16 protein-coding genes are annotated in these 14,597 nt (G+C 45.6%); 6 read left to right on the plus strand and 10 right to left on the minus strand.

Annotated elements, in window-relative coordinates; translation table 11 throughout:
- Nucleotides 1-132: 132 nt before the first annotated feature.
- The 5 genes from G9F48_RS09625 (at nt 133) to G9F48_RS09645 (ending at nt 4,654) form a co-directional block, all read left to right on the plus strand.
- Nucleotides 133-1,008 carry a polyprenyl synthetase family protein gene (locus tag G9F48_RS09625; RefSeq protein ID WP_026092320.1) on the plus strand — a complete coding sequence of 292 codons (876 nt, stop codon included), beginning with the start codon at nt 133-135 and terminating at the stop codon, nt 1,006-1,008.
- A 14-nt stretch (nt 1,009-1,022) separates the two neighbouring features.
- A complete protein-coding gene (gene comX, locus G9F48_RS09630) occupies nt 1,023-1,199 on the plus strand; it encodes a competence pheromone ComX (RefSeq protein WP_044052947.1) in 177 nt (58 codons plus the stop codon).
- A gap of 18 nt (nt 1,200-1,217) precedes the next feature.
- Entirely contained in the window at nt 1,218-3,524 is a 2,307-nt protein-coding gene (locus G9F48_RS09635; RefSeq protein ID WP_165409405.1) for a sensor histidine kinase, read from the plus strand.
- Nucleotides 3,525-3,604: 80 nt separating this feature from the next.
- Nucleotides 3,605-4,249, plus strand: a complete 645-nt coding sequence (locus G9F48_RS09640; RefSeq protein WP_003152052.1) for a response regulator transcription factor — start codon at nt 3,605-3,607, stop codon at nt 4,247-4,249.
- 21 nt (nt 4,250-4,270) lie between these two features.
- Complete coding sequence (locus G9F48_RS09645; protein WP_007613430.1) at nt 4,271-4,654, plus strand: hotdog fold thioesterase; 384 nt, start codon at nt 4,271-4,273, stop codon at nt 4,652-4,654.
- A 39-nt stretch (nt 4,655-4,693) separates the two neighbouring features.
- On the opposite strand, the gene mnhG is transcribed toward G9F48_RS09645, so the two are convergent.
- Genes mnhG through G9F48_RS09680 form a run of 7 tightly spaced genes read right to left on the minus strand, consistent with a single transcriptional unit; the run spans nt 4,694 to nt 10,463 of the window.
- Complete coding sequence (mnhG, locus tag G9F48_RS09650) at nt 4,694-5,068, minus strand: monovalent cation/H(+) antiporter subunit G (RefSeq protein ID WP_003152056.1); 375 nt, start codon at nt 5,066-5,068, stop codon at nt 4,694-4,696.
- Nucleotides 5,052-5,336, minus strand: a complete 285-nt coding sequence (locus G9F48_RS09655) for a Na(+)/H(+) antiporter subunit F1 (RefSeq protein ID WP_003152057.1) — start codon at nt 5,334-5,336, stop codon at nt 5,052-5,054. The genes mnhG and G9F48_RS09655 overlap by 17 nt, the downstream gene beginning before the upstream one ends.
- Nucleotides 5,336-5,812 carry a Na+/H+ antiporter subunit E gene (locus tag G9F48_RS09660; protein WP_077722767.1) on the minus strand — a complete coding sequence of 159 codons (477 nt, stop codon included), beginning with the start codon at nt 5,810-5,812 and terminating at the stop codon, nt 5,336-5,338. The genes G9F48_RS09655 and G9F48_RS09660 overlap by 1 nt, the downstream gene beginning before the upstream one ends.
- Before the next feature lie 5 nt (nt 5,813-5,817).
- Entirely contained in the window at nt 5,818-7,299 is a 1,482-nt protein-coding gene (locus tag G9F48_RS09665) for a Na+/H+ antiporter subunit D (RefSeq protein WP_045208748.1), read from the minus strand.
- On the minus strand, nt 7,292-7,633 hold the full coding sequence (locus G9F48_RS09670; protein ID WP_003152063.1) for a Na(+)/H(+) antiporter subunit C: 342 nt from the start codon (nt 7,631-7,633) through the stop codon (nt 7,292-7,294). Before G9F48_RS09670 ends, G9F48_RS09665 begins: the two co-directional genes overlap by 8 nt.
- Entirely contained in the window at nt 7,633-8,064 is a 432-nt protein-coding gene (locus G9F48_RS09675) for a Na(+)/H(+) antiporter subunit B (protein WP_165409406.1), read from the minus strand. The genes G9F48_RS09670 and G9F48_RS09675 overlap by 1 nt, the downstream gene beginning before the upstream one ends.
- Nucleotides 8,061-10,463: a Na+/H+ antiporter subunit A gene (locus G9F48_RS09680; RefSeq protein ID WP_165409407.1), complete on the minus strand. Its 2,403-nt coding sequence runs from the start codon at nt 10,461-10,463 to the stop codon at nt 8,061-8,063. The genes G9F48_RS09675 and G9F48_RS09680 overlap by 4 nt, the downstream gene beginning before the upstream one ends.
- Nucleotides 10,464-10,705: 242 nt before the next feature.
- Between G9F48_RS09680 and G9F48_RS09685 the strand changes: the two genes are divergently transcribed.
- Complete coding sequence (locus tag G9F48_RS09685; RefSeq protein ID WP_146275399.1) at nt 10,706-10,924, plus strand: hypothetical protein; 219 nt, start codon at nt 10,706-10,708, stop codon at nt 10,922-10,924.
- A 44-nt stretch (nt 10,925-10,968) separates the two neighbouring features.
- Here the strand turns inward: G9F48_RS09685 and nupQ are convergent, their stop codons facing one another.
- The 3 genes from nupQ to G9F48_RS09700 are packed head-to-tail and all read right to left on the minus strand — an operon-like array spanning nt 10,969 to nt 14,500.
- Entirely contained in the window at nt 10,969-11,928 is a 960-nt protein-coding gene (nupQ, locus tag G9F48_RS09690) for a guanosine ABC transporter permease NupQ (protein WP_077722763.1), read from the minus strand.
- Nucleotides 11,929-12,975, minus strand: coding sequence for an ABC transporter permease (locus G9F48_RS09695; RefSeq protein ID WP_165409408.1), 1,047 nt, complete (start codon nt 12,973-12,975; stop codon nt 11,929-11,931).
- A complete protein-coding gene (locus G9F48_RS09700; RefSeq protein ID WP_015387787.1) occupies nt 12,968-14,500 on the minus strand; it encodes an ABC transporter ATP-binding protein in 1,533 nt (510 codons plus the stop codon). Before G9F48_RS09700 ends, G9F48_RS09695 begins: the two co-directional genes overlap by 8 nt.
- Nucleotides 14,501-14,597: the final 97 nt, after the last annotated feature.

Below are 14,597 nucleotides of genomic sequence, written 5' to 3' on the forward strand. Positions count from 1 at the left end.
TTTTTTTTGTGCATTTTTTATCCATTTCATGGATAAAGTATTATACGATTGTTAAAAAACGAAAAACCTGCTGTCTTTCATCACCTGCATTTAGTAAAATAGAATGGGAGGGTGAAGACAATTATTGAGCAAATGTGTTTAGATGCCGAAACGATTAAAGAGAAGATGAAGGAAATTGTGGAGGAGAAAATAAATAATCCACATTTAAAAGACACCCTTCAGACTTTTATAAATGAAAAAAATCATTTTGCTTTTGGTGTTCTTGCATTTAAGCATTATGTGGCTTTCGATGGTGAGCATTATTCGGATATTACGTTATTAGCTTCAGGAATTGAATTGTTAATTTTAGCTTTTGATATTTTTGACGATATAGAGGATGAAGATAACTTGGATAAGGAATGGATGAAGATAGATCAATCTATCTCTTTAAATGCAGCCACTTCTCTTTATTCAATAAGTCTTCAAGTGATTTGTGAGCTTAAAACGAACTCCGATTTTCCCCGGCTTGCTATGAAATATGCTTTAAATGCAATGCAAGGTCAGCATAATGACCTCGAAAATTTCCCCGAAACTGAAGACGAATGTCTTCAAATGATTAAACAAAAATCAGGCTCGCTTACTGCAATGTCAGCTGTATTAGGAACAATGCTTGCAAATGGGGAGTTTAACGAAGAAATTGAGAATTATTCTTATAAAATTGGAATTGTTAAACAGATTGAAAATGATTATTATGGTCTTTTTAATAAAAATCGTAGTGATATCAGAAAGGGAAGAAAAACATTAATTCTGTTGTATCTAAAGCGAAGATTTAATGCTGCTTCAGAAAAAATCTTGGATTTAATGAATGCAGAAGCAAGTTACCATTCATTCCTCATTGATAATAAAAAAAGCCTTGAAGACCTGCTATTTGATGCAGGAGTTAGCCAGTATGTTTCAATGTTAATTAAAATGTACGAGGAAGAAATTACGACAAGTATAAAAGATTTAAATATAATGTTAGAACTTTAATGGAGGAAATTACAGTGAAGCAAGATATCGTACATTATCTTATGGAAAATCCACTTGTACTTACAAAGTTAGCGTGTGGGGAAGCTAGTTTAATAGGAGTTCCGGATAAACTGTTACCTGCCATTGTTGAGATTTTTGAAAGAGACTTAAGTCAATCAAAAAAATGCAGGGGAATTTTTTGGGAACAATGATTGAGAGAGTGAGATCTATTGAAAAAATTCATTAGAAATTTTTCGATTGTATTGTTATTCGTCAGTCTCTTTTACGTCGCTCATATTATATATTTTACTCAAAACGGAATTTTGGTAGGAACCTATGTGGTTGAAAACAATAACCATGAATTGCAGGTTGTAAAACTCTCCAAGTCTACGTATGGTAAATATATGGGCTTAAAAGAGGGAGACAGGATAATTGAAATAAGCGGAAAAACACCGACAGAAGAGAATATAAGAGGTCAATATCTAGCGAAAGCTGAACATATGAAAATAATAAGGGGTAATAGTAAAATAGACTTACATAATACTGAGTTTATTTCCTTAAATAGCTCTTATAGTTTTTTTATCTATATTATCCCATGCATATTATTTGCTTTAAGCATGTTATGCATTTTTTATATTTATAAAGTTAACAGAGTAAAAGATACTTATTCAGCCTATATTTTGATTATTTTTTTATTGTGTACATCCATTGCATATTTAAGCGCAGGTGGAGTAACTAGAGGATATGAAATAAACAGATATATTAACCTTTTTACATTTTTGAACGTACCTGTATTATACTTTCACTTTTTGTATCAATACTTTAAAGAATTAAAATTGAAATTTTCAGCTGGTTATGTTGTGTCTACTCTCTATATATTGCCGGTTATTAATATAATAATCGAGATATTCCAGAAGCATTTTGCCTTCCAACTTGTTACGAATATTAATTTAGTAACATTTTTTTTGGAAATGATGGTCGTCTATACATCCATTATTTTTTATGGACTAGTCTACCGAAAAAAGGATCACTTTTATTTGCTGAAAGTGTTACTTATATCTAATACCATAGCCTTTTTTCCGTTTACAGTATTTTATATTATACCTGAGGTGTTGTTCGGACAGTATATTTATTCTGCTATAGTTACGGCACCATTTTTAATAATTATTCCATTAGCTTTAGTCTATCAATTCGTGGTCAATAAAATCTACGATATAGACTTCTTGTTGGGCAGAATCAGGTACTATGGTTTCCTTTCCATTATTCCGACTATTGGAGTTGTATGGCTGAATATATTATTCGACAGCAAGGGGAATAACTTTAACATTATTCAAATCACTGTATATGTATTTTTGATTTTTTTAGCGGTATTTTATATTAAGGAGTTATTAGACTACAAATTTCGCCTGAAACGTTTTTCAGAAAAATATAATTATCAAGACAGCATTTATAAATATACACAGCTTCTTAAAAGCGTATCAGCTTTAAATCAAGTGTTTATGAATTTGAAAAAGACTATTTTGGACGTCTTGCCTGTTAGTAAAGCTTATATATTTGAAATCAATTCTGACGGAGACATTCTGTATTTTGATAAACAGAACAGTGAACCGAACTGGCAGCCGTATAAAAAAGAATTTGATAAAGTCACATCAGAGATTGGCAAGATTTTTGAAGTAAATCAAGGTTTTCTGATGAAGATTGGAGAAAGAGGGGCAAACTCATACGTTCTGCTTTGTTTGTCGAGCATTAATACTCCGAGACTGACAAGAGATGAGATATCTTGGTTAAAGACATTGTCTTTTTATACAAGTGTTTCGATGGAAAACATATTGCAGATCGAAGAACTCATGAACCATTTACAAGACCTGAAACAACAAGGCTCAAACCCGGTCTGGCTCAAAAAGCTGATGTTTACGATCGAGGAAAAGCAGCGGTCGGATTTGGCCCGGGATCTGCATGATTCGGTGCTGCAGGATTTGATTTCTTTGAAGCGTCAGTGTGAGCTGTTTCTGGCTGATTTTAAAAGAGAAGAGCCTTGCCAGTTAGAGGTGCAGGACAAGCTTCATCAGATGAATGAGCAGATGTCGGATGTTATTTTGATGACCCGGGAGACGTGCCATGAGCTTCGTCCTCAGCTGCTGTATGATTTGGGTCTGGTCAAGGCGGTATCCAAGCTTGCCGCACAGCAGCAGGAGCGTGCGCCGTTTCATATCCGTCTGAATACAGGCCGGTTTACGGCGGCGCTGGATTTGGATACGCAGCTGAATTTGTACCGCATTATTCAGGAATTTCTTTCGAACGCCATGAAGCATTCACAGGCGAATGAGGTGCTGATTATGCTGATCAGCATTCAAAATAAAGTGATTCTGCATTATGAAGACGACGGTGTCGGCTGCAATCAGGAAGAAGGCGGCGGACAGTCGATGAGCATGGGTCTTTCGGGTATTAAGGAACGCGTCCGTGCGCTTGACGGACGGATGAAAATCGACACAAGTGAAGGAAACGGTTTTAAAGCGGATATTGAAATGGAATTGTAACCAATTTATCACCAAATCGACTTGGCAGAAGCCAAGTCTTTTTAATAAAATGGAAATGAGTGAGTAAAAGGGAGGAAACCATGAAAAAGATACTAGTGATTGATGATCATCCGGCTGTCATGGAGGGCACCAAGACGATTCTGGAAACGGACACGAATCTTTCTGTCGATTGCCTCAGTCCTGATGCCAGTGAACAATTCGTTCTCCGGCATGATTTTTCAGCTTACGATCTCATATTAATGGATTTAAATCTGGGTGATGACATCAGCGGCATAGAGCTTTCCAAGAAAATCTTAAAAGAGAATCCTCTCTGTAAAATCATTGTCTACACAGGCTATGAGGTTGAAGATTATTTTGAAGAATCCATCCGCGCGGGCCTGCATGGCGCCATCAGCAAAACCGAATCTAAAGAGAAAATCATGCAATACATATATCACGTGCTCAACGGACAGATTTTAGTTGATTTCTCCTATTTCAAACAGCTGATGACCCAGCAAAAAACAAAAACGTCTTCTTCCCCTCAAAGTGAGCAGGATCGGTTAACCCCGAGAGAGCGCCATATTCTCCAAGAGGTCGAAAAAGGTTTGACCAATCAGGAAATCGCAGATGCGCTTCACTTAAGCAAGCGGTCGATTGAATACAGCCTGACATCCATTTTTAATAAGCTGAATGTCGGCTCCCGTACTGAAGCGGTGCTGATCGCCAAGTCAGATAACGTACTATAAATCTTGAAGGGAGAATGACCTATGAATCTGAACAATACATTGCTCGGCGCACTCGGTATTGAAATCACTGAAAACACGCCGGAGAGATGCGTGGCGGTGATGCCGGTGGATAAGAGGACGGTGCAGCCTTTCGGATATCTGCATGGGGGCGCGTCAGCAGCGCTGGCGGAGACTGTTGCAAGTGTGGGGGCCCAGCATTTTATCGACCGGTCGAAACAGGCGTGTGTCGGGCTTGAGATTAATGCCAATCATTTAAAGTCCGTGAAAGAGGGCGGAACGGTCACGGCGATAGCGGAACCCGTTCACACAGGCAGGGCAACCATTGTGTACGGGATTAACATTTTCGATGAACGAGAAAGGCTGATCTGTGTCTCCCGCTGCACGCTGGCTGTTATAACAAAATAAACAAACAGCCGGAACCCTGAATCGTCCGGCTGTTTGTTTTTACAAATATGAATCTTCTTTTCGTTTGATCACAAAGTTTCTGATCCCTTTGTAATCATCCTGAACGCTTCTTTTATCAAGCGCCGCTCCCGAATTGTACGCGGCCCTGCATATGAGGTGCGCTCCGACCGGCGCCGTCAGCAGGATAAAAATGATGCCGAGCAGTATTTTTACAGAAATTTCTCCGGTCAGCATCCACAAGTAGCCTAACACCCCGAGCAATACCAAATTAACGCCGAGTGTCGAGCCTTTTGAAGAGGCGTGGGCGCGCGTATACACATCAGGAAGTCTGAGTGTGCCGAAAGACGCGACCAGGCAGATCAGCGATCCCATCAGAATACAAACGGCGACGGCCCATTTAACGATTTCGATCATTTTCGATAATCTCTCCTTTCTCCAAAAACTTAGCAAAGGCAATCGTGCCGATAAACGATAAAATGCCTAGCAGCAGAATGATGTCCAAAAAGGCCGATGTGTTTAAGAGAATGGATACAAGCGCGGTCATGGCAATCAGATTAATGCCGATCCCATCAAGCGCGACGACCCGGTCCGGTATCGTTGGCCCTTTCATGACGCGAATGACGTACAGAAGAGTCGAAACCGCCATAATGCCGAGTGATAATTGCAGAATAAACGTAAACATCAGCGGCTCACCTCCTGAATGGCTTTCTCAAAAGAGACGCGGATGTCATGGATCGCTTTCTCCGCATCTTCAATGTCCATGGCGTGTATATAAAGAATCGACCGGTCATCGGAAATATCCATCACGAGCGTACCCGGTGTTAAAGTGATTAACAGCGAGAGCAGCGTGATCTCCCAATCCTCCGTCAATTCCGTCTTAAACGCGAAAATGCCCGGGCGGATGTTCAGTTTCGGCGATATAACGGTTTTCAGCACGCTGACATTGGCCAAATATAATTCCTTTATAAAGATCAGCGCCAGTCTGATGACCGACCATATTTTCCAAATGTAAAACGGCCGCGAGAAGAAGCGCCGGAAAAAAAACAGCGCCGCCAAGCCCGCGATAAATCCGGTTATAAAACCCGCCGTGCTGAGGCTGTTTGTGAGAAACATCCAGCAAACAGCGAGAAGAACATTTAATAATAGTTGAAAAGCCATGCCATCTACTCCTTCAAAACAGCTTCAATGTATTTTTCCGGATTCAGCAGATTCTCAGCCGTCTGATTGACATACGGCGAAACCCATTCGGTTCCGAGCCCGAACAGAAGCGACAAAAGGAGAAAAGCGGCTGCCGGATAAAGAAGTCCTTTTGCGGACCGTCCGCCTGCGCCGGGGATTTCTTTTTCTTCCCCCCAAAAAGCCGTCGTAAAAACCTTCAGCACAGAATAGAGCACAAGCAGGCTTGATAAGAGAATCAATACGGAAAACAATGTTTCCCCCTTATCGAACCCGCCTTCCGCGATCTTCAGCTTGCCCACAAATCCGCTGAACGGCGGGATGCCGGCCAAAGATATGGCTGAAATAAAGAACATCCATCCTAAAACGGGATAACGGGTGATCAGTCCGCCCATTTTATGCAGGCTGGCAGTGCCTGTCAATGCGATAAGCGTGCCGGCAAGCATAAACAGCGCTCCTTTAATCAGCATATCGTGAATCAAGTAATAAACCGCTCCTTGAATGGAGGCCGGCGTGTTCATCGCAATGCCGAACAAAATCACGCCGACGGCTGTAATAATATTGTAGATGACGATTTTCATGACATCCGAAAAGGCGATAGATCCGATTACGCCGAATAGCACCGTCAGCATCGCAAGCCACATCATCAATTGGTGGGTAAAGCCCGTATCGTGAATAAAGATCAGGGTGAATACTCTTAAAATGGCATACAGGCCGACTTTCGTCAAAAGAGACCCGAATAAAGCCGAAATTGCAGCCGGCGGGGCGTAATAAGAGCCCGGCATCCAGAAATACAGCGGGAATATCCCGCCCTTTAAACCGAAAACGACGAGAAGAAGGACGCCGATCACGGTTATCAGCCCGGTCTGGCCCGATTCGCTTATTTTTACGCTTAGATCAGCCATATTCAGCGTGCCCGTCACCGCATATAAGTAACCGACGCCGATGACAAAAAACGCGGATGACACAATGTTAAACACGATATACTTCAATGATTCTCTTAATTGAATTTTCGTTCCGCCAAGCACGATCAGCATGTAGGACGCGATAAGCAGAAGCTCAAAAAAGACGTACATGTTGAACAGGTCACCCGTCAAAAACGCTCCGCTTACGCCGGCCAGAAGAAACTGCACCCCTGAATAATAGAAAGCGCGCTCCCTTTTTTCTCCGATGGAGCGGAAGGAGTACAGGATGACGAGCAGCCCGATTATGGCGGTTGTCAAAACAAGCAGTGCGGCGAGCTGATCCGCGGCGAGCACAATGCCGTACGGCGCTTTCCAGCCGCCGAGTGTCAGCGTCTGAATCCCGTGTGTGAAAACCGTCTGAACGAGAGCGGCGCTGATGACGATGGAGACACAGGAAGCGGCAGTGCTGAATATCCGCATCAGCATCACGTGCCTGTTCATAAAAATCAGCAGCACTGCGGCAAGCAGCGGCACCAGAATAGGCAATATCACAAAGTTATTCATGTTGATCATTTCCCCTCATTCGATCCATATCGTCCGTTTTCAGTTCCTGATAGGCGCGAAACGCCATCACAAGCAGGAAGGACGTGACGCCGAACGAAATAACGATCGCCGTCAGTATGAGTGCCTGCGGCAGCGGATCGACAAACGATGTGCTTTTTCCGCCCAGTATGGGAGGAGCGCCTTTTTTCAGTCCGCCCATGGTCAGGAGCAGCAAATGGACGCCGTGGCTCAAAAGCGCGGTGCCGATAATCACGCGCAGCAGACTTTTAGAAAGCAGCAGGTAGGTTGCCGCCATAAACAAAATACCGGCAATGACAGACATTAAGATTTCCACTATTCTTCCTCTCCAATCGTTTGAATAATGGTCATCGTCACGCCGACAACAACGAGATACACACCTAAATCAAACAAAGTGGCCGTCGCAAGCTCCGTATTCCCGAGCACCGGGAGATGAAAATGGCCGAATGTATGGGTGAGAAAGGGCGCTCCGAATAAGAACGAACCTGCACCCGTTGCAATCGCGATAAGCAGACCCGCGCCCGCCACATAAATAAAATTGACGGGCAAAATCAATTTGACGGTTTTTAAATCAAAGGCCAAAAGCAGCAGCACGATGGCCGAAGACGTAATCAGTCCGCCGACAAATCCTCCGCCGGGAGCGTTATGCCCCGATAAGAATAAATAGAAAGAGAAAAGCAGAATGATAAAAGATACAAGCTTCGTTGCCGTCTGAAGGATGATGTCGTTTGTTTTTTGCTGTCTCAACGCTCTTCTCCCTCCTCTTTTACTTTTGTTCTGATCATGCCGTAAATCCCGAGTGCGGCGATCGACAGCACCGTGATTTCAAACATCGTGTCAAATCCCCTGAAATCAACGAGGATGACGTTGACGATATTGTTTCCTCCCCCGAGCTTATGGCTGTAAGCGGTGAAAAAGGAGGAGATGCTGTCTTTTGTTTTTTCGCTGGAAGACGCGATTCCGAGCATTGTCACGATGACGCCGACACCGAGAGAAATGATAAAATTCGTCATCCGGAATGTTCTTGTCTTCTTTTTCCGCCGCATTTTCGGCAGATGGTAAAAACAAAGAAGAAACAAGGCGACGGATATCGTCTCAATGACGAGCTGCGTGAGCGCCAGATCGGGCGCTCTGAAAATCACGAAAAACAGCGCGAGTGTGTACCCGACAACACCGAGTGAGATAATGGCCGTCAGCCGTGATTTGGCGAACACAGTCGCAATCGTTGCGCTCACCATAACGAGGGACAGCACGATTTCATACAAGCCGATCTCAGCCATGCCTTTCGCTGTTATGGAAAAGCCGCCTTTCATGACGAACGCCGCTCCGATGAGAATGATAAACGACGTAAAGATATACAGCAGATAATCCCGCAAAAATCCGGTCATATAAGATGACGTCAGCTGGTAAGATTTTTTTTCCATACTGCCCATCACCGCATCGTAAAGCTTGTTCAGCGTCAGTTTTTTCGGAAACAGACCGTACAGACGCTCCCATTTAGACAGCGTTACGTAACCGATCGTGCCGACAATGATGATGCCGAGGGTCATCATTACCTCAGCCGTCACCCCGTGCCACTGGGAAATATGGACATGGAATGTATCTCCGCCGGTTAACAGAGCCGGATAAATGGAGTTCATCGCCGGTTCAATCAGGCTGTAAGACAAAACGTTCGGGGCAAAAAACAGACTGACGGCGCAAGCGGCAAGAATCACCGGTGAAATCAGCATGCCGAGCGGAGCTTCATGCGGCGTCTTTTCAAGCTGATCCGTTTTGCGCGCGCCTCTGAACGTTCTGAAAAACAGCTTCATGCTGTAGATGAAAGTGAAGACGCTCCCGATCCATGCGAAAACGGGGAACAGCACGCCCCACGTATCCAGGCTGAAAATATCTGCATGAGCAATCCGCAGCATACTTGTAAAGAACATTTCTTTACTTAAAAAGCCGTTAAACGGAGGGAGGCCTGCCATGGAAAACGTTCCGATCAGTGAAACGGTAAACGTTACCGGCATGAGCGCCATCAGGCCGCCGAGCCTGCGGATATCCCGCGTTCCCGTTTCATGGTCGATAATGCCGACCGCCATAAATAAACTTCCTTTAAAAGTAGCATGGTTAATTAAGTGAAACACAGCCGCGGTGACAGCCGCCGTAAAATACTCTGAATGCTGATAATGAAGCGCGGCGGCTCCTGCGCCGAACATCGATACAATCATACCGAGCTGGCTGACTGTGGAAAATGCCAGAATCGCTTTTAAATCGGTTTGTTTAATCGCATTAAAGGAAGCCCATACCATCGTGATCAGACCGACTGAGGCAACCGTCCAAAACCAGACGGGTGAAAAAGCAAAAACCGGACTGAATCTGGCAATCAGATAAATACCCGCTTTCACCATTGTAGCCGAGTGCAGATAGGCGCTGACAGGAGTCGGCGCCTCCATGGCATCAGGCAGCCAGATATAAAACGGAAACTGCGCTGATTTCGTAAAGGCCCCCAATAACAGGAGAACCATCGCCGGAATAAAGAACGGATGGCCTGCGATAATATGCACCTGGTTGACCATTTCCCTGATACTGAAAGAATCCGTCATCAGATACAGCAGGATAAAGCCGCCGAGCATGCACAGCCCGCCGCCGACGGTAATCAGCAGTGATTTTTCCGCCCCGTAGCGTGATTTCTTCCGCTTATGCCAATACCCGATTAATAAGAAGGATGACAGGCTTGTCAGCTCCCAGAACATATAAAGCACGATGACGTTATCGACGAGCACAACGCCGAGCATCGCGCCCATAAACATCAGCAGGTACACATAAAAGGGGCCGAGCTTTTCTTTGTCCTTCGATAAGTAAAAAATACTGTAAAGCGTCACCAAAGAGCCGATGCCCGTAATCAGTAAAGCGAATAACAGCCCGAGTCCGTCAATATAAACGGTATAGTTAATACCGAGGGACGGAATCCATTCGGCCGCATACCGGACGGTTTCTCCAGCCATTGTGACAGGGAGCTTGCTGATAAAGTAAACAAACAGCACAACGGGCACTATCAGCACAAACCAGCCTGTATGGACTTGTTTTACCCGTTTATAAAGAAAGGGAACGATAAATGCAAATAAAAAAGGCGCCAAAATCGCGAAATGTAACAGCTGCAACAGAAGACCTCCTTTGCTTGTTTTTTCATCAAGCAACTGCTTTATGTAAGAATGAATCAATCAATTCACGGTCATAGGACCCAGTACAAATTATATCGCACTTTTTTTTACCCTGCTACGGCATAATGTATTCCTCTTTGTGTTTTTGTGGTCTTTTGAACCCAAAATAAATTTATCAAATATCCGGATCTTTGTATATACATTTCTTTTTCAGATCAAGCTTTACAAAAGGAGCTGGTCAGATGAAGAGAAAGGCGGCGGCCTGTATTGGAATATTTTGTTCTATTATTGCAGGAACATTCATAGCGGATGATTTCTGCAAAACGTTGCAGCAGACGGAGGCAGATGATTGGGAGCGTTTTTTTCTCGGTGCGGAATACGCAGAAGACAAGCTGAGTGCGGCTGAATCAATGCAAACGCCGTTTCAGCCGCGTGAGTATATCAGAATCGTATATAGATGAAAAGAGTTCCGGCACCAGGGTGCGGAACTCTTTTTGTGTCACAATCAGCGTTTTCCTTTAATATAAGGGATGCCGTTGGCTTTAGGCGCATCCGCTCGGCCGATGAAGCCGGCAAGCGCGAGAATGGTCAGAATGTAAGGAGCCATCAGCATGTATACATTCGGAATGTCTTTGAACAGGGGCAAAAGCGAGCCGATAATGCTCAAACTCTGCGCAAACCCGAAGAACAGCGCAGCCCCGAGCGCGCCGATCGGATGCCATTTGCCGAAAACAAGCGCGGCGAGAGCGATAAAGCCTTGCCCGGAAATGGTGGAGTGCGTGAAATCAAGCGCGATCGTGGAAGCATACACACCGCCGCCGAGCCCGCCGAACAGCCCGCTGATCATGACGCCGATATAGCGCATGCCGAACACGTTGATTCCCATCGTATCGGCCGCCATCGGATGTTCCCCGACAGAACGGATGCGGAGGCCGAACGGCGTTTTGAATAAAATAAACCAGGAAACAAAGGCCAGTACGATGGCTAAAATCGACGTATAATATACGTCAGAAAAGAAAATCTTTCCTAAAACCGGAATATCGCTTAACACGGGAATGTTCGTTTTGTAAAAGGGCTCCGGGATTTTATCAGTCTGCGCTTTTCCGTAGATCAGCTTGACGATAAACAGTGTTGCTCCTAACGCGAGCATATTGATCGCCACACCGGTTACCGTCTGATCGGCGCGGAAAGAAACCGCGGCAGCCGCGTGGATCAGTGAGAACAGTCCGCCGGCAATCATAGCCGCAGCCAAGGCGAGCCACGGAGCGGCGGCGCCAAGCTCGCGTCCGAAAAATAAGTTGAACATGACGCTTGTAAAGGCGCCGATAATCATCAGTCCTTCAAGACCGATGTTGACAACCCCCGATCTTTCAGAAAACACGCCGCCGAGAGCGGTTAAAATAAGCGGAGCCGCATATACGAGTGTTGCCGGGACAATAATGGATAAAATCTGCAGGAAGTCCACTTACTTCGCCCCCTTTTTCTTCAATTTATCAAGGATGAGACGGATGGCGTAGCTTGATGCCACAAACAAAATAATAATGGCGATGACGATGTCAACGACTTCAGAAGGCACCCCGGATTCAATCGGCATATTTAATGCCCCGACTTTAAGGCCGCCGAGAAGACATGCCGCCAGAACAACGCCGATTGCCGTGCTGCCGCCGAGAAGCGCAACCGCAATGCCGTCGAAGCCGACGCCGGTAAAGGCGCCCTTAACCGCCGCATATTGAAAGGTTCCGAGTCCTTCCATCGCGCCGGCAAGCCCTGCGAAGGTGCCGGAAATCATCATGGCGTACATCATATTTTTTCTGACGCTCATTCCGGCGTATTGTGCGGCGTGCTGGTTAAAGCCGACAGCCCGGAATTCAAATCCGCTTTTTGTTTTATGAATGATAAACCACATGAGGACTGCGGCAAACAGAGCGATCAGAATGCCCCAGTGAAGGCGGGAGTAATCTGTCAGCTGCTCTAAAAACGGCGAGCGGAGCGACGCGCTTTCATGAATTTTGTCTGTTTTGTCCCGGTGGTCCGTCATGACATCGGAAATGAGATAATTGGTTAAATGAAGAGCGATATAATTCATCATGATCGTGACAATCACTTCGTGGACAAAAAAACGGGCTTTTAAAAATCCGGGAATCAGGCCCCAAATGCCGCCCGCAGCCGCAGCCGCCAATAACGAAAGCGGAAGGTGGATGTAAGCGGGGGCGTCAAAGGAAGCGCCGACCCACACCGCGGCGGTCCAGCCGACAAGGAGCTGTCCTTCAACCCCGATATTAAACAGGCCGGTCCGAAATGCGAATGCCACGGCCAATCCGGACAAAATATATGGCGTAATCTGCCGGATCGATTCCCCGATGTAATACACTTCACCGAAAATGCCGCTCCAAAGAGCCGAATACCCGCTTACGACATTGTAGCCGCTGGCGAGCATGATGACCGCACCCGCAGCTAATCCAAGGATGATCGCAATCAGCGGCACAGCCAGATGAGAAAGTCGATTAATCATGTGTTTTCCCCGCCTCCATTTGCTTACTACCCGCCATTAAAAGTCCGAGCTCCTGCTCGTTTGTTTCAAGCGGATTGACGTTTGCGATGATGCTGCCTTCAAAGATGACGGCGATGCGATCGCTGAGATTCATTATTTCATCAAGTTCAAAAGATAACAGAAGCACCGCTTTACCGGCATCACGCTGCTCAATGAGCTTTTTATGGACGAATTCAATCGCGCCGACATCGAGCCCCCGCGTCGGCTGGGCGGCAATTAATAGGTCGGGATTTCTGTCCACTTCCCGGCCGATAATGGCCTTTTGCTGATTCCCCCCGGAGAGAGCGCGCGCAGGCGTATATTCATCAGGTGTTCTGACATCGTATTCTTCAATCAGGCTTCGCGCTTTGTCATAAATCGTGTGTTTATTTAATATGCCGAAAGAAGAGTAGGGCTTTTGGTAATAACTTTGCAGTACGATATTTTCTCCGATCGGAAAATCAAGGACGAGCCCGTGTTTATGCCTGTCCTGCGGAATATGCCCGATTCCTGCTTCAGTGACTTTCCTGGGCGGCATGTTTTGGAGCTGTTTGCCGTTTAACATGATCGTGCCGGCATTTGTTTTTCTGAGACCTGTAATGGCTTCAATTAATTCAGACTGGCCGTTCCCGTCAACGCCCGCAATGCCGACGATTTCACCGGCTCTGACAGAGAGGGAGAGCTGTTTGACCGCCTCAACGCCGCGCGCGTCTTTCACCGTTACATCAGAAAGCGAAAGCACTTCTTGTTTCGGTTCGGCCGGCTGTTTATCCGTCTTGAATGACACTTCGCGTCCGACCATAAGGCTTGCCAGTTCATCTTGATCCGTATGTGCGACATCAAGTGTTGTAATGCCTTTTCCTTTCCGGATGATGGTGACACGGTCGCAGACTTCCATAATCTCTTTTAATTTGTGGGTGATGAGGATAATTGATTTTCCTTCATTGACAAGATTTTTCATAATCTGAATCAGTTCTTGAATTTCGTGCGGAGTCAGCACCGCGGTCGGCTCGTCAAAAATGAGAATGTCGGCGCCCCGGTAGAGGGTCTTTAATATTTCCGCCCGCTGCTGCATACCGACGGAAATATCGGCAACTTTGGCTTCGGGATCAATGTGCAGGCCGTAACGGTCGGAAATATCGCGCACGTCCCGGGCGGCGCGCTGTCTGTCAATTCGGCCGAAAGTTTTCGGCTCTTTTCCGAGAATGATATTTTCTGAGACGGTGAAGGTATCCACAAGCATAAAATGCTGGTGCACCATCCCGATGCCGAGATCGTTGGCTTTGTTCGGACTGTTGATGTGAACGCGTTCGCCACGCACCCGGATCTCGCCTTTTTCCGGCTGATACAGGCCGAATAAAACGTTCATGAGTGTCGATTTTCCGGCGCCGTTTTCACCGAGAAGGGCGTGTATTTCGCCTTTTTTTACTTGAAGCGTGACGTCATCATTGGCGACGATTCCGGGAAATTCCTTGCGTATATTAAGCATTTCAATGATATAATCCACCGATTTGTCGCTCCTTTTCAGAGATACTTTGATGAGAAAGAGCTTGGCAAAAGAAAAGCTGCAAGAGATGCAGCTTTTCCTTCACCGCTCTTTTCAA

Origin of the sequence: Bacillus sp. EKM420B, from assembly GCF_011065565.1 — a bacterium.
GTDB lineage: Bacteria > Bacillota > Bacilli > Bacillales > Bacillaceae > Bacillus > Bacillus velezensis.